Annotated in this window: 14 protein-coding genes; 7 read left to right on the top strand and 7 right to left on the bottom strand. The window is 70.2% G+C overall.

Annotated features, from left to right (window positions below; all coding sequences use genetic code 11):
• Positions 1–16 precede the first annotated feature (16 nt).
• From AB0M54_RS04540 to AB0M54_RS04525, 4 genes are read right to left on the bottom strand one after another with little or no spacing between them, the layout of a single operon-like run.
• The gene (locus AB0M54_RS04540; RefSeq protein WP_364469054.1) at positions 17–1,963 is read right to left on the bottom strand and encodes an MFS transporter; all 1,947 of its coding nucleotides are present in this window, start codon (positions 1,961–1,963) and stop codon (positions 17–19) included.
• A gap of 4 nt (positions 1,964–1,967) precedes the next feature.
• A complete protein-coding gene (locus tag AB0M54_RS04535) occupies positions 1,968–5,735 on the bottom strand; it encodes an ATP-binding protein (protein WP_364469052.1) in 3,768 nt (1,255 codons plus the stop codon).
• A gap of 40 nt (positions 5,736–5,775) precedes the next feature.
• Positions 5,776–6,138, bottom strand: coding sequence for a hypothetical protein (locus AB0M54_RS04530; RefSeq protein ID WP_364313133.1), 363 nt, complete (start codon positions 6,136–6,138; stop codon positions 5,776–5,778).
• A gap of 3 nt (positions 6,139–6,141) precedes the next feature.
• Positions 6,142–6,435 (bottom strand): hypothetical protein, encoded by a 294-nt coding sequence (locus tag AB0M54_RS04525; RefSeq protein WP_364313136.1) that lies wholly within the window; start codon positions 6,433–6,435, stop codon positions 6,142–6,144.
• A gap of 371 nt (positions 6,436–6,806) precedes the next feature.
• Between AB0M54_RS04525 and folP the strand changes: the two genes are divergently transcribed.
• From folP to AB0M54_RS04490, 7 genes are all read left to right on the top strand, one after another.
• Entirely contained in the window at positions 6,807–7,631 is an 825-nt protein-coding gene (gene folP, locus AB0M54_RS04520; RefSeq protein WP_364316986.1) for a dihydropteroate synthase, read from the top strand.
• Positions 7,628–8,005, top strand: coding sequence for a dihydroneopterin aldolase (folB, locus tag AB0M54_RS04515; RefSeq protein ID WP_364313139.1), 378 nt, complete (start codon positions 7,628–7,630; stop codon positions 8,003–8,005). The genes folP and folB overlap by 4 nt, the downstream gene beginning before the upstream one ends.
• Positions 8,002–8,529 (top strand): 2-amino-4-hydroxy-6-hydroxymethyldihydropteridine diphosphokinase, encoded by a 528-nt coding sequence (folK, locus tag AB0M54_RS04510; RefSeq protein ID WP_364313142.1) that lies wholly within the window; start codon positions 8,002–8,004, stop codon positions 8,527–8,529. Before folB ends, folK begins: the two co-directional genes overlap by 4 nt.
• Positions 8,526–9,050 carry a DUF3180 domain-containing protein gene (locus tag AB0M54_RS04505; protein ID WP_364313145.1) on the top strand — a complete coding sequence of 175 codons (525 nt, stop codon included), beginning with the start codon at positions 8,526–8,528 and terminating at the stop codon, positions 9,048–9,050. The genes folK and AB0M54_RS04505 overlap by 4 nt, the downstream gene beginning before the upstream one ends.
• Before the next feature lie 111 nt (positions 9,051–9,161).
• On the top strand, positions 9,162–10,385 hold the full coding sequence (locus AB0M54_RS04500; RefSeq protein ID WP_364313148.1) for an ABC transporter permease: 1,224 nt from the start codon (positions 9,162–9,164) through the stop codon (positions 10,383–10,385).
• A 16-nt stretch (positions 10,386–10,401) separates the two neighbouring features.
• Positions 10,402–10,683 carry a hypothetical protein gene (locus AB0M54_RS04495; protein WP_364313150.1) on the top strand — a complete coding sequence of 94 codons (282 nt, stop codon included), beginning with the start codon at positions 10,402–10,404 and terminating at the stop codon, positions 10,681–10,683.
• Between the two features lie 53 nt (positions 10,684–10,736).
• The gene (locus AB0M54_RS04490) at positions 10,737–11,228 is read left to right on the top strand and encodes a hypothetical protein (protein ID WP_364313152.1); all 492 of its coding nucleotides are present in this window, start codon (positions 10,737–10,739) and stop codon (positions 11,226–11,228) included.
• A gap of 258 nt (positions 11,229–11,486) precedes the next feature.
• Here the strand turns inward: AB0M54_RS04490 and AB0M54_RS04485 are convergent, their stop codons facing one another.
• The 3 genes from AB0M54_RS04485 to AB0M54_RS04475 are packed head-to-tail and all read right to left on the bottom strand — an operon-like array spanning position 11,487 to position 13,788.
• A complete protein-coding gene (locus AB0M54_RS04485) occupies positions 11,487–12,518 on the bottom strand; it encodes an ABC transporter permease subunit (protein WP_364313155.1) in 1,032 nt (343 codons plus the stop codon).
• The gene (locus AB0M54_RS04480; RefSeq protein WP_364313158.1) at positions 12,515–13,402 is read right to left on the bottom strand and encodes an ABC transporter ATP-binding protein; all 888 of its coding nucleotides are present in this window, start codon (positions 13,400–13,402) and stop codon (positions 12,515–12,517) included. Before AB0M54_RS04480 ends, AB0M54_RS04485 begins: the two co-directional genes overlap by 4 nt.
• Complete coding sequence (locus tag AB0M54_RS04475; protein WP_364313161.1) at positions 13,399–13,788, bottom strand: GntR family transcriptional regulator; 390 nt, start codon at positions 13,786–13,788, stop codon at positions 13,399–13,401. The genes AB0M54_RS04480 and AB0M54_RS04475 overlap by 4 nt, the downstream gene beginning before the upstream one ends.
• Between the last annotated feature and the right edge of the window lie 48 nt (positions 13,789–13,836).

Here is a 13,836-nt window from a genome sequence, read left to right as displayed (position 1 = left end):
GCGGTGCCATCAACGATCACTTCGCCTCGGTGCGTACTCGCGGTTCGGACGGCTCCCGGGTGGTGCTGCCCGTCTCCGGGCGGTAGATGGCGTAAGACGCTGGGCGCTCCGCGACGTCTGGGTCCGACCAAGTAGGCGTTCGGCGCGGCTGGGCTGCCGGCTCGCCGGCCTCGGTCGGCTGCCGCTTGGCCGGAACGTCTTCAGCCGGCATTTCCGTACCGTCCCGACGTGGCGTGGGTACACCCGTCTCGGGCTTCTGTTCACGGCGGCCGATCGCCGGGAGTTTCCGACCCGGCTGCGTCTGCGACGGATCTTCGTTACGGGTCTCCGGTCGCTGCTGAACAGCATTTGGGCCGCCGACTTGGTCGACGAAGACCGTCTTGGACTTGCCATCGTCATCACTGATGACATACTCCCGGCCCCGCCGGGCAAAGATGCCCTCAAACAGGCGAGAAAGCTGCTGCGTGGAGTTCTTGCCGCCGAGCTGGGTTATGCGCGTGTAAGGCCGCAGCAGCACCCAGCCAACCAAGCCACAAAGGAAAACCAGGACGACTTGCAGCCATCCAGCGAGGCTCGCCGTGTTCATGATCAGGTCGACGGCGAACAGATAGATCGCGGAGCCGGTGCCGAAGATCGCGATGTTGAAGATTGCGGCGACGACGGCGTTGCCCAGCCTCTTGATACCGGCGTTGGCCGGCCGGAGCAGGCCGATGGTGCCGAGGATCGGTGCCGCGATGACTGCCCACCGGAAGATCAAGAAGCCGAGTAGAACCAGCAAGGACGCGGTCAGGTCGAACAACGCGAACATCAGGGATGCGAGCATCGCGATGAAGCCGGAACCGACCCGGTCCATCCCGTTGACGCCCTTGAGGTACTCGTAGGCCTCTGGGTCCTCCGTCTTGACCTGCTCGGCGACCCGCTCCCACTGGTCCTTCTTGCGTTCGAGAGTCGCGTCACGTGTCGCCGGATTGTCGCGCAGTTTCTTCGCTTCCTCCCAGGAGAGCGAGCGCGCGTCATAGAGTGCCGGACCATACTTCTTTGCGGTTTGGCTGTCCGCGGAGCCGAGGAGCCCACGCAGCCAGTTGCGGTACAGCATCGTCTCCGTGGCGGTGTCGCTGGCGCGCACTGCGGGCGGACGGTTGTCCTTACAGGCGGCTGGCCCGAGAGAACAGCCAGCCGGAGGCCTCTCCGGGCGTGGCCCGACCGCGTCATGTACCACGCTGAGGGTGGAGATCAGGGTCTGGTCGGCCATGTTGGCCGAGCGAACCGGCCATGCGGCGATGGCAGTGACTGCAACCATCACAAGGATGGCCCAGCCCGCCGTCGTCGTCATCGCTCCCATTTCCGCCTGGCGGGACCGCCAGATCAGATAGAGACCGACGACGGCGAGAGTGACCACCCCGAAGACGCTGAACACCTTCTCGTAAACGGCTTTGGTGGCCTCGGCGACGAGCGGGTCGGCCCAGCCCCACAACGTCTCCGGATCCCAGGCACGCTCGCGGAGTGCATTCGCAGCGCCGACGATGGCGGTGGCGATCATGAACTCGCCGTTGGCGACCGTCGTCTCGAACTTGTACTCCGGGTCTATCAGCGTCGAGGCACACCCATTGTCGAGGTCATACGTCGTGTAGCTGTATCCGGCGTAGCCGTAGTCGCTGTACAGGCCGGGGAAGCTGTTGCCGGTCGACGACTTGGGACGCTCTGCAAACCATCCGGCCAGACCCGAGTCAGGCGTGCTCGGCTGGGGCGGGTTGAGACAGTTGGCCCGCGCCTCACCGACCTTGGCCAGCCGCTGCACGCAGCCATCCATGTTCTTCTGCCACTCTTCGAGGCTGCACGCCCCGCCGGGGGCGCGCTCCAGGACCGGGGCCGCGGTCGCCGGGACTGGGGCCGCCACCGCCCATGCGATGGACGCCACCGCTGCGACCAGCAAAGTCAGCACCGTAGCCAGCGCCCGCCGCATCATCTCAACCCTCCAGGTCGGACATGCTCGGAATGGTGGTCACCGGGGGCGCCTGGGCCGCCGGCGTCGTGTCCAGGTGGTCGAGGAGGCCGTCGACGTACGAGACGTCGACCCGGACCTTCTGGACCCGGCCGTCCACGTCTCGCATGACGAACTCGCGGAAACCGAGACGCGACGACGACGAGGTGTCCACCTGGGACAACGAAGCCAGCGTGGCCTCGTAGCCGTCGTTCACCGGCACCCGCAGCAGGCGTAGCGCCTCGCTGGCGATCTCCTGGTCCTCGGCGATGCGGCCGACGAACACCGTGGACACCAGGTTCTGCACGTCCAGGCCGAGGATGTCGCGCGGGTTCTGGGAGGCGACCAGCGCCGCCAGGTTCCACTTGCGGGAGTCCCGGGCCAGGCGGACCAGGAACGAGCGGCCGGAACGCCAGCCCTCCATGAAGTGGGCCTCGTCCAGGCCGACCATCTTGCGGGCCGACATCGAGCCGCCGTACGACCGGCGGACGGCCAGGCGGTGGGCGGTGTGCAGCATCGGCAGGGCCAGGCTCTCCTCGGCCGACCAGTACTCCCGCTCGATCTTCAGGTCGGGCAGCCGCAGCCCGGCCATGGTGATCACGGTGAGGGTGGAGTCGGCGCCGAGCAGGTGTTTCGGCGGCGAGCCGAAGAACAGCAGGGCCAGGGGCATCTCGGCGGTGTCCAGGAGCAGGTTGGCCAGCTCCTTGCCGTCGTCGTCGAGGCCTTGCAGGGTACGCACGACGTCGTCCAGCGTGGACGTCTCCTCGGCCGGCACCAGGCGGACCGCGTGCCGCAGCAACGTCGCCGTCGACGCCTCCTTGGCGACCTGCGGCGGCACCAGCATCGAGCAGATGTCCTGCACCAGCATGCGGCGCTCGGCCCGCGCGTTGGAGACGCCGATCTCGTACTCGCGGTCACCACCGGGCCCGGCCGCGAACTCGCTGCGTACCGGCGTCGGGATCAGCGCATAGGGCGCCAGCGTCCCCTGCTCGGAGCCGGTCAGATTCAGGACGCGGGAGTACGGCCGGAGCTCCGGCATCTGGCACAGCCGGGCGAGCGGGCCGGACGGGTCGAGCAGCGTGACCTGCACACCCCGCCGCGCGTTCAGGTAGCCCAGGGCACCCATCAGCGTCGACTTGCCACCGCCGGGCTCGGCCACGAAGACGCCCAGGCCGGACCGCTCCCGCACCTCCATCGGGAAGTGCAGGTCGAGGAAGACCGGGCGGCGGCAGGTGCCGGCGGTACGCCCGATCAGGTCGCCCCGCCGGTCGCCGACCGTGGACGCGGCCTGGGGCAGCGCCGCCGCCAGCAGTTTCACCGGCATCCGGCGCACGTAGCCGGTGTTGGCGATCGGCTCGCCGGGGATGAACTCGCGCGCCAGCTGGTCCTGGTTCTTCGGGTGCTGCAGGGAGATGCGCAGCTCCCGCGAGTAGAGCTGGATGAGGCGGCGCGCCCTTTCCATACATTCTTCCCGGGTACGCCCACCGACCGCGATCCGGTGCCAGCCGTGCGCCCGGGCCGACTCGACGGGAAGACCGGTCGTCATCTCGTCGCCGATCACCAGCGCCCGCTTGGCCAGGCGTTCAAGCTCCGGCGGGGCGTCGATCCCGTGCTCGGCGTAGTCGAGCTGCTGGGACCGGATCATCCGCAGCCGGTGCTCGAGGTTCTTGAACGAGCTGCCCGACCCGAGGATGTCGATCCGCGAGGACAGCTCCATCGGCCACGGCAGCCGCTCGTGGAAGTGCAGCCACGGCTCGTGCTTCTCGGGGATCTCCAGCGGCTCCATCCGCCCGACGGACAGGACGGCGACGTGCCGTTCCTCGCCGGTCATCCGGTTCACCAGCTTGACCGTCGACCCGTACGGCGTCCGGTAGCGCTCCACCTGCTCGGTCAGCGCCAGCAGGTCGCCGGAGTCCCACTGCCCGCTGGTCACCGGGGAGAGCGGCCCGGGCGGGGCCATGCACAGCGCGACCGAGCGGAACAGCAGCCACTCGAGCTCCTGCGGGCTGACCCGGCGCCCGCGCATGCCGAACGCGTTCAGCACCTCGTCGAACTGCTCGACCGTGCGGCCCAGCTTGCGCCGCTCGCCGTCGGACGTGCCCTTGCCGAACATCCGCAGGATGCGCTCGGAGAACGTGTCGCCGAGCGACCGCCGCGCGAACGTCACGCCCAGGTAGGTCTGTCCCTCGGCGTGGTTGACCGAGAGCAGGTGCCGCTGGGCGGCGACCAGGTGGTCGGACCACGAGGTCGCGCCGGCCACGTCGGCCAGCGGCCGGGCGGTCATCGAGTCGACCGTACGGGCCCACTCGTCGGCCGGGAACGGCCTGGTGGTGCGGCGCAGGTGGAGGCGGAACCCGGCCAGGCCGGCGTACTGCTCGGAGATCGCGGACAGCAGCGCCTCGCGTTCCGCGTCCGGCCGGAACGCCCAGCGCACCTCGGGCAGCCAGTACCAGGCGGTCACCGTCGACTGGGTGAAGGTGAGGTGGCCGGCTATCTCGCTGATCGCCAGCTCGATCGCGGGGTCCCGGTCGCCGAACTTGATCCGGTTCGGCTTGAGTGGGGCCGGCTTCACTTCCTTCTTGCGTACGGCCGGAAGGTTCTCGGGCTCCTTGCGCTTCCGCTTCTTGGCCGGCGCCTTCTCGGGCATGGTGGCCGGCAGGTCGCGCGGCTCGGGCTCGGCCAGCGCCCGCCCGGTGCGGATCGGCTCGAGGTCGCGCTCGGGCGAGCGGGGCACCGGGGTCACCCCGGGGTGCCCGGCCGGCGAGCCGTTGGCCCGGTGGGTCCGATCGGGTGTGGCGACGGTCTGCCACAGCGGCGGCGTCGAGACCGGCGCCGGGGAGACCGGCCGCGGCGGCGGCGCCGGGGAGACCGGTCGGGCCGGCTGCGCGTTACGCACCTCATCGGGCCAGTCGTCCAGCCCGGTGTCGAAGTCGTCCTCGACCAGCGCCGGACGCTGCGGCCGCACCGGCGGCGGCTGATCCAGCGGCCGATCCTGGGCCGAAGGCCGGTCGTAGACCGGCGGCTGCTCCGGCCCCGTGGGCTGGTCAAAGACCGGCGGCTGGTCATAGGCCGAAGGCTGGTCGTAGGCGGGAGGCTGCTCCTGCGCCGAAGGCTGGTCAAAGGTCGCCGAGGGCGCCGAAGGTCGGTCGAAGGTCGCCGGGGGCGCCGAGGGCCGGTCGAACGTCGCCGGGGGCCCCGAAGGCCGGTCAACGGGCGGCTGGACCGGCGGCGGCGCGTCGAACCGAGCGGCCGGCTGCTCAACCGTCGGCGCCGAAGCCGGATCGCCCACGGCGGGATCAGCCGAAGAGGGACCGGAAACGGGATCGACCGACGAAGGCGCCGGATCAGCGGGCGACGGGTCCAGGGCGGACAGTGCCCCGGCGGGCGTCCGCTCCTCGAACTCGAAGCCGAAATCGAAGTCGTCCTCGTCGCCCGGCGAGCTGGGTGGTTCGTCGGGCGACGGCGGAACCGGCGGGGCTGACGCGGGCGCACCGCCGAACAGATCGAGGAACGGCGAGTCGATGTCCATCGAGCTGTCCAGCCCCGGACCGCCGTTCGCCCGCGGGCGCATCGGCTGGGGCGCCTTGAACACCCCGACCGCCCCATGCCCGGGGCTCGTCACCAACTCGGTGTCGGGAGAGTTGAACTCAGCAGAACCATCGGCAGCGTAATCATCCGAACGCACACCGTTACTTTGCCTGGCCGACTGGGGTGAACCGCCTCGGGGACGCCCCGGCGGAGGGGATGTCGTCATGAAGTGGCCCCGCTCGGGCGTGCGACAGGACTGTGGAAGCTCATATCAACTCCTCCCGAACCCGGATGCGAGAAGCGACGAGACGGGGGTCGCGCCGTTCGTCAGCCGGCTCGCGGGTACGCCGCCAGTCGGTGAGCGCGGTCCGGATCACCATCCGGGCGGGCCGGTCGGGGTCCACGTGTCGGAACACGAACGACGTCGTGACCATCGCGAGGGCGATCTCCCAGGCCGGGAAGGGGTCGATCTCGAACGAGATCAGATAGTGCAAGAACATGAAAAGCGGCACCAGGAGGATGAACATCCCATACTGCGCGTACGGCAGGTGCATCGGCAGCGTGTAGCCGGGCGGCCCGAGATAGACGAGCCGCGCCCGGTAGATGTCGTCATCCGTGCGTAGGCGCATGGCTCAGGTGAAGATCAAATCGATCAGGCGGTCGCCGACGAAGAACAGCGTGGCCGCGCCGGCGATGAACGCGAGGCCGACGATGGCGATCGCCGAGCTGGTCAGCACCTTGGAGATCTCGCCCCGGCTGGCCCGGCCGATGAAGATGACACCGAGCACGGCGAGAAGGATCGGCGCGACGTTGCTCGCGAAGAACGAGACGATGCCGTTGGTGTTGATCTGGCCCTGGTCGGCTGCGAGCACAGCGCCGTGTTGAAGCACCGTCGCAGCCTGAGCGGCGAAGTCGGTGGCGATCATCGGTTAAACCTCCCGGGTGACCGACGAGAAAGATCGATCACTGCAGTTGTGAAGCCTGACGGCAACCCCATATGGTGCTACTTCTGGCGCACCGGAGTCCAGTGAGCCGTAAGGGCGACCTGTCCTGCGCTAGCCCATCTGCTTCCTTCGGTCCTTCAAATGATGCCTGTCCGAAGCGTACGGGCCGCCCCTCTTACCTACAAGCTGCCTGATTCGTTACCCAAGGTAAAGGCGTGACTGAACCTGAGTGACGGGACGGATGAAGCCCAGGCAACCTGCGCGACTGTACACACGTTCTAAGATCGACTGTGGATAAGTTTGGAGCCGTGCCGAGCGGCGTCAGTTTGCTGCACCCGGGTCACCCGGTCGTGATGGGGGTCCTCAACGTCACCCCCGACAGCTTCAGCGACGGCGGGTTGTACGCCGACCGTGACGCCGCGGTCGCCCACGGCATCGTCCTCAGAGCAGAAGGCGCGGATCTGGTCGACGTCGGCGGTGAATCCACCCGTCCGGGCGCCGAGCGCGTCGACGCCCGTACCGAGATCGAACGGGTCGTTCCGGTGATCGCCGCGCTCACCGAGGCCGGCGTCCCGACCAGTGTCGACACCACCCGGGCCGAGGTCGCCGCGGCCGCCCTGGAGGCCGGCGCGGCCCTGGTCAACGATGTCTCCGGTGGACTCGCCGACCCGGACATGGCCCCGCTGGTGGCGCGGGCCGGCTGCCCGTACGTGGTGATGCACTGGCGTGGACACTCGCGGGACATGAACGCCCTGGCCCGCTACGACGACGTGGTCGCGGAGGTCGCGGCCGAGCTGACCCAGCGGGTCGAGGCCGCGCTGGCGGCCGGGGTCGCGGCCGAGCGGATCATCCTCGACCCGGGCCTGGGTTTCGCCAAGAACGCCGAGCACAACTGGGCCCTCACCCGCCGGCTGGACGTGCTGCTCGGGATGGGTCACCCGATCCTCTTCGCGGCCAGCCGCAAGTCCTATCTGGGCCGGCTGCTGGCCGACCCGGACGGTACGCCCCGCCCGGCCGCCGACCGGGACGCCGCGACGCTGGCCACGAGCGTGCTGGCGGTGGCCGCCGGCGTCTGGGGGGTGCGCGTCCACGAGGTGCGCGCGACCTACGACGCGATCAAGGTGTGGAGCGCGTCGGGCGCTCCGAGGTTGGCACAAAATCCGGGGGGTACGCCGTGAGCGATCGAATCCGGCTGACGGGTCTGCGGGTCCGCGGCCGCCACGGCGTGTACGACTTCGAGCGGGCCGACGGCCAGGACTTCGTGATCGACGCCGAGCTCGAGCTCGACCTGGCCCCGGCCGCGGCCAGCGACGACGTCACCCGCACGGTGCACTACGGCGAGCTGGCCGGCCGCCTCGCCGGGATCGTCGCGGGCGAACCGGTCGACCTGATCGAGACGCTGGCCGACCGCCTGGTCACCGAGTGCCTGGCCGATCGCCGGGTCGGCGCGGCCACGGTCACCGTGCACAAACCACAGGCGCCGATCCCGCACGAGTTCGCCGACGTGGCCGTGGTCCTGCGCCGGGAGCGGTCAGCCGGAGCCGCCTCGTGACGCGGGCGATCCTGTCGCTGGGCAGCAACCTGGGCGACCGCCTCGGGCACCTGCGGCGGGCCGTCGACCTGCTCGGCGACCGGGTGCTGCTCGTCTCCGGGGTGTACGAGACACCACCCTGGGGCGATACGGCTCAGCCGCCGTACCTCAACGCGGTGGTGATGGTGGTTGATCCTCAGGCCGGGCCGGACGAGTGGCTCGCGCTGGCCCGGACCTGCGAGGAGGACGCCGGGCGGGTGCGCGACCCGGAGCGCCGGTTCGCCCCGCGCACCCTGGACGTGGACGTGATCGAGGTCTACCGCGACGACGACGCGCCGGTGGTCCGCGACGATTCCGAGCTGACGCTGCCCCATCCGCGCGCCCACCTGCGCGCGTTCGTGCTCAAGCCGTGGCTCGACATCCAGCCGTACGCCCGGCTCGCCGGTCATGGCTGGGTGACCGACCTGCTCAACCAGCCCGGGCTCGCCGCGGATGCCGCCGCGATGAGCCCCCGGCCCGACCTGTTACTACAGTTGGACCCGTGAGCAACAACCCGAGCGGTGGTCCGCGCGCCGACCCCTCGATCCGCCCCACCAGCATCTCGGTGCTCGTGGTGGCGGCCCTGGTCGCCGCCGCGGTCGGGTGGCTGCTGCTCAGCTTCTTCTACAACGAGTGGCCGGCCCCGCCCTGGCTGCCGGTGATCGTGATCGCCGCGCTGGCCGCCGCCGAGGGCATCCTGGCCCAGAACACGGCGGCCCGGGTCCAGCGGCGGCGGGGCGCGCTCCCGGTCGAGCCGCTGGCCGTGGCCCGCTACGCGGTGCTGGCCAAGGCGTCGTCGCTGGCCGGCGCCCTCTACGGCGGGTACTGCGCCGGCCTGCTGCTGTTCTTCGCGCTGGACATGTCCCGCGAGTTCTCCAACGACGCGCTGCCGGCCACCGCGGGTGGCGTGGTCGCCGCGCTGGCGCTGGTCGGGGCGGCCCTCTGGCTCGAGCGGTCCTGCCGGGTCCCCGAGCCGCCAGACCGGGACGAGCCCGACGACTCGGACAATCGTCGCGACCACATCTGACCAGCCTCTTGGTCTTGAACCCTGGTGGTGGTACATCCGTATCCTGGGCTAGGTCCTCGCTCCCGCCCGGTCGGCCGGACCGGACCTCGGGGCAGGGCGGAGGCAGGGAAGATGGCGTACGACGAGCAGGTCAGTGATCCGGCGGCGTATCGCACGGGCTACGCCGCGCAGGACTTCCGGAGCCGCCACGGTCTCGACCCGGACCAGGACGGCGGCTCGGGCCAGCCGTTGCGGCTGGTCCCGAGCGAAGACTCGGGCCGCGACCGGCTGGGCATCCACATCGGCTGGGAGATCATCCTGCTGCTGACCGTGGCGGCGGTCGGCTTCCTGCTGTACCGCCTCGAGCCCGACGCGCTGCGCCGGCCCGCGCTGGACACGCTGCTCATCTGGGGCTCGGCGATCGGCCTGCTCGCCCTCGGGGCCGGGCTGACGCTCCGGGCCGGCGTGCCCAACCTGGCCATCGGCCCGATCGCGGTCGCCGCCTCCCTGCACTACGCCGAGAACGGCGACAAGGGCCTGCTCCGGGCAGCCGTTCCCGCGCTGATCATCGCCGCGATCGCCGGCCTGGTCGTCGCCATCCTGGTGATCAGCCTGCACGTGCCCGGCTGGGCGGCGACGCTGGCCGCCGCGCTCGGCGTGGTCGTCTACAACCAGCTCCGCACCGCCCCGGTCAACGTGCAAGGCACCTTCGACCCCTCCGACCAGGCATTCTTCCTGTTCGGCGGGTTCGCGCTGCTGGCCGTGCTGGGCGGGGCGACCGGCACGGTGGCGCCGATCCGGCGGTTCTTCGGCAAGATGCGCCCGCTCGGCGACCCGGCCCGTCGCCGCGGCGCGGGCGTGACCGTACCCGTGGTCGCCGCCCTGGTCTTCTCCTCGCTGTTCGCGGTGGTGTCCGGCATCCTGCTGGCCACCGTCCAGCCCAACACGCCGGTCACGCCGGGGCCTGGCTTCGAGTGGACCGGCATCGCCATCGGCACCGCCATGCTCGCCGGAACCAGCGCCTACGGCCGGCGCGGCGGCATCTTCGGCACGCTGCTCGCGACCGCCGCGCTCACCCTGTTCCTCGACTACGCCGACCGGCGCGACTTCGACATCGCCCTCTACGCGATCGCGGCCGCGGTGGTCGCGGCCGGCCTGGTGGTCACCCGCCTGATCGAAACGTACGGTCGCCCGCAGCCCCTCGGCGGCACCGACGACGACTGGCAGATGACCGCGGCCAGCTCGGCCGGCACCTGGCACCCCGACCAGCCCGAGACCTGGTCACCGTCCCCCGCCCAGCCCCAGCAGCGCACCGATCGCTGGGACGACGGCCCCTGGGGTGGGGCGCGGCAGTAGCCAATATGCTCTGCTCATGACCTCTGCGAGCTTTGCCGAGCTGGACGCCCTGGAGACAGAGGAGTTGCGCGAGCGCGCCTTCGCCAAGGCGCGGGAACACCGCGACCTGGGCTTCTTCTGGTCCGTCTTCAAGCATCTGCCCGACTCCGACGAGGCCTCCTCGCTGGACGGCGCGCCCAACTCGGTCGGCCCGACGATCGACGAGGCGGTCGCGCTGTGGCGTGAGCTGACCGGCCACGGTTACGGCGAGCAGGAGCCGCTGCTCCGCGCCGCCTTCATTGACTACCTGCAGAAATAGGACATTCAGCGTCGTCGTTTGAAGCTGTACGCCGCCTGGGAAATAGGCGGCGCATGGCTCTCGGTAACAAGTACAAGTCCGCGCCCGGCGCGGGCACCGCCGCCGCACTGATACTGGTCCTGGTCTTCGGTAGCCCGTGGTACCGGGACTGGGCGGCGAACAACACAGATCCCGCCACGGCGGGCGGCTGGTTCCTCCGGCTGCTCGGCTGGCCGGCGTGGTTCATCGACTCCGGTGACTCGCTGCGCGAGATCCTCGTGCAAGATCTCCGGGCGATCCTGGTGGTCGTCCTGACCGCGCTCTTCCTCTTCATGCTGCCCGGTTCACAGCTCGCCCGGGCCCGCGGCACGATCAGCCAGTTCTTCGCCGGCTGGAGTGCGTACATCTTCTCCTGCGGTTTCGCCGCGCTGCTGACCACGCTGTTCCTGGCCAACCCGACGCTGCTCCGCGCGTTCGAGTCGGCCGCGTCCGGCGCCACCTACGGCATCTTCGTCGGCTGGCTGGTCGGCCTGGCCACGCTCGGCGGTCGACGAGGCACACGGTAGCCCGCTGTTTTGCTATAGCAAGAAAGCAAATTTGCTACAGCAAAAGGGCCACTCATCGGGCGCGCCGTTCCCTCCGTCCCCCGCGGCGCGCCCATGGCCGGGCGGTCCCCTCCGGGACCGCCCGGCGCAAGCCGTTCAGCTCCGCCGACGCCGGACCCACCCTCTGCTAAGCCGACGCCGGACCCAGCCGGCGGCGTTCCCGCCTTCAGTTCGGCCGGCGGCGTTCCGGCTTCAGCTCGGCCGGCGGCGTTCCCACCTTCAGCTCAGCCGGCGGCGTACCCACCAGAAGGTCAGAAGTGACAGGAGCGCCGTGACCAGCAGGATCAGCCCGGACTCGACCCACTGCAGCGGCCAGTACCGGCTGGCCGGCTGATAGACCGCGTCCTGACGCAGGTTCTGCGACAGCACCCACTTCTCACACTTGCCCGGGCCGCCGGTCGCTTCACGTCCGCAGGAGGCCGGGTCGAACGGCCCGCGGAAGGTGGACCCGTCGGCGGTGACGGCCCGGTTCGACAGCACCCAGGCGCCCGGTTTCGCTAGTTTGGGGACGACCGAGATGCTGCCGTCCATGCTCATGATCATCTCTTCGAAGGAGTCCCCGCCGGCGCCGCTGGGCTGGGCGGTGAGCGCCGCGTTGTCGTGCAGCGGCGGGATCAGATGCCCCCGTACCAAGGTCGGCATGACCACCTGGATGGCCGCGAGCAGGACCAGCGTCAGCGCCATGGCCGGCACGGTCCGGCGAAGGACCACTCCGATGAGTACGCCCAGAGCGAAGGCCAGCCCCGCGTAGGCGATCGGCACGACGCCCCGGGCACCGAACACCTCGGGGATCAGCCGGTTGTCCCGGACCGTGTCGAACGGGCTGGAGAACCAGGTCACCACGAGGCTGAGCAGTCCCGCCGTCAGCATCGCGGCGGCCGCCCCGGCCAGCAGCTTGACCGCCAGCCAGCGGGTCCGGGTGATGCTCTGGCTCCACACCAGCCGATAGGTGCCGGACTCCAGCTCACGGGCGATGAGCGGCGCGCCCCAGAAGATGCCGATGATCGCCGGGACCAGATAGAGCACCGCGATGCCGACCAGGAAGAGCGGCGCGGCGGCGAGATCCTCGGACCGGAGCAGGAAGTCCTTGGCCTCAGCCTCGCAGTTGCTGCCGCAGGTCTCCATGCCGGTGGCGCGGAACAGGTCCATCAGGGCGGGCCGGGTCGCCACGAGCGCGATCGCGACCGCCCCGACCAGCGCGGCCACCAGGCCCACCGGCGTGCGCAACTGCCGCCACGTCAACCAGGTCATCGTTGTCCCTCCAGAACCGGGGCCGGGGTGATCCCGGCGGCCTCCGTCATGTACGCCAGCACCAGGTCCTCCAGGCCGAGCGGCTCGACCGTCCACCAGGGATCGTCGATCGGCGCCGAGCTCCGCACGATCATCGTGCTCTGCTTGCCGGTGTGGGTCTGGTAGATCACCTCGTGCCCGGCCGGCAGGCTGGCCGCCTCGCGCCTCGCGCCGGTGACCCGGTGGTGCTCGGCCAGCAGGTCGTCGACGTCGCCGGCCACCCGGATCCGGGAGTCGACCAGCACGATCAGGTAGTCGCAGGTGCGTTCCAGGTCGGCGACCAGGTGTGAGGAGAGGATCAGCGACGTGCCGTGCTCGGCGGTGTGTTCCATCAGGCCCTGCAGGAACTCGCGCCGGGCCAGCGGGTCGAGCGCGGCCACCGGCTCGTCGAGCAGCAGTAGCTCCGGTCGTTTGGCCATGGCCAGGGTGAGCGCCAGCTGGGCCCGCTGACCGCCGGAGAGCTTGCCGGCCTTCTGCTTCGGGTCCAGGCCGAGCCGCCGGATGCGCTCGTGGGCCAGGGCGTCGTCCCAGCTGTGGTTCAGCGCGCGGCCGAAGCGGAGGTGTTCGGCGATGGAGAGATGGGCGTACGTCGGGGTGTCCTGCGCGACGAAGCCGACCTTGGCGCTGTGTTCCGGGCTGCCCGGCCGCCGGTCCAGCACCTCGATCGTGCCGGCGGTCGGCCGCAGCAGCCCGCAGGCCAGCTGGAGCAGGGTCGACTTGCCGGCCCCGTTCGGACCGACCAGCCCGACGACCCGCCCGGTCGGGACGGTCAGCGTGCAGTCGTTCAGCGCGGTCTTGCGGCCGTACTTCTTGGTCAGGCCCCGGGTGGTGATCGCATCAGTCATGATCGGGCCTCCGCCTGGGCGCGAAACGCGCTGACGAACAGGGCCTCGATGCTCTCGTCGTTGAGCCCGGCCTCGCGCGCCTGAGCCAGCCACCGCTCCAGCTCGATGCGCAGCGGGGCGTGGGCGGCGAGGGTCTCGTCGCTGAGCGTACGGGCGATGAACGTGCCGACCCCGGTACGCAGCTTGACCAGGCCCTCGTACTCGAGCTCGCGATAGGCCTTGAGCACCGTGTTGGGATTGATGGCGATCTTGCCGACCACCTCTTTCGCCGTGGGCAACTGGTCGCCCTCGGTGAGCAGTCCCAGCCGCATGGCCCGGCGGACCTGGTGGATGAGCTGCATGTACGGCGCTACGCCGGACCGGGCGTCCAGATGAAAGTCGATCACGGACGGCCTCCATTCACTAAAGTACTATGACCCTAGCACCCTAGTTCA

The organism is Actinoplanes sp. NPDC051470 (assembly GCF_040682035.1).
Taxonomy (GTDB): domain Bacteria; phylum Actinomycetota; class Actinomycetes; order Mycobacteriales; family Micromonosporaceae; genus Actinoplanes.
Note: the sequence above shows the minus strand (reverse complement) of the source record. Positions and strands in the feature narration are given on the sequence as shown.

What these genes read in the sequence shown, in the direction of transcription:
- AB0M54_RS04540 (WP_364469054.1), bottom strand. Translation starts at nt 1,963, where the DNA reads ATGCGGCGGGCGCTGGCTACGGTGCTGACTTTGCTGGTCGCAGCGGTG.
- AB0M54_RS04535 (WP_364469052.1), bottom strand. Translation starts at nt 5,735, where the DNA reads ATGACGACATCCCCTCCGCCGGGGCGTCCCCGAGGCGGTTCACCCCAG.
- AB0M54_RS04530 (WP_364313133.1), bottom strand. Translation starts at nt 6,138, where the DNA reads ATGCGCCTACGCACGGATGACGACATCTACCGGGCGCGGCTCGTCTAT.
- AB0M54_RS04525 (WP_364313136.1), bottom strand. Translation starts at nt 6,435, where the DNA reads ATGATCGCCACCGACTTCGCCGCTCAGGCTGCGACGGTGCTTCAACAC.
- folP (WP_364316986.1), top strand. Translation starts at nt 6,807, where the DNA reads ATGGGGGTCCTCAACGTCACCCCCGACAGCTTCAGCGACGGCGGGTTG.
- AB0M54_RS04500 (WP_364313148.1), top strand. Translation starts at nt 9,162, where the DNA reads ATGGCGTACGACGAGCAGGTCAGTGATCCGGCGGCGTATCGCACGGGC.
- AB0M54_RS04495 (WP_364313150.1), top strand. Translation starts at nt 10,402, where the DNA reads ATGACCTCTGCGAGCTTTGCCGAGCTGGACGCCCTGGAGACAGAGGAG.
- AB0M54_RS04490 (WP_364313152.1), top strand. Translation starts at nt 10,737, where the DNA reads ATGGCTCTCGGTAACAAGTACAAGTCCGCGCCCGGCGCGGGCACCGCC.
- AB0M54_RS04485 (WP_364313155.1), bottom strand. Translation starts at nt 12,518, where the DNA reads ATGACCTGGTTGACGTGGCGGCAGTTGCGCACGCCGGTGGGCCTGGTG.
- AB0M54_RS04480 (WP_364313158.1), bottom strand. Translation starts at nt 13,402, where the DNA reads ATGACTGATGCGATCACCACCCGGGGCCTGACCAAGAAGTACGGCCGC.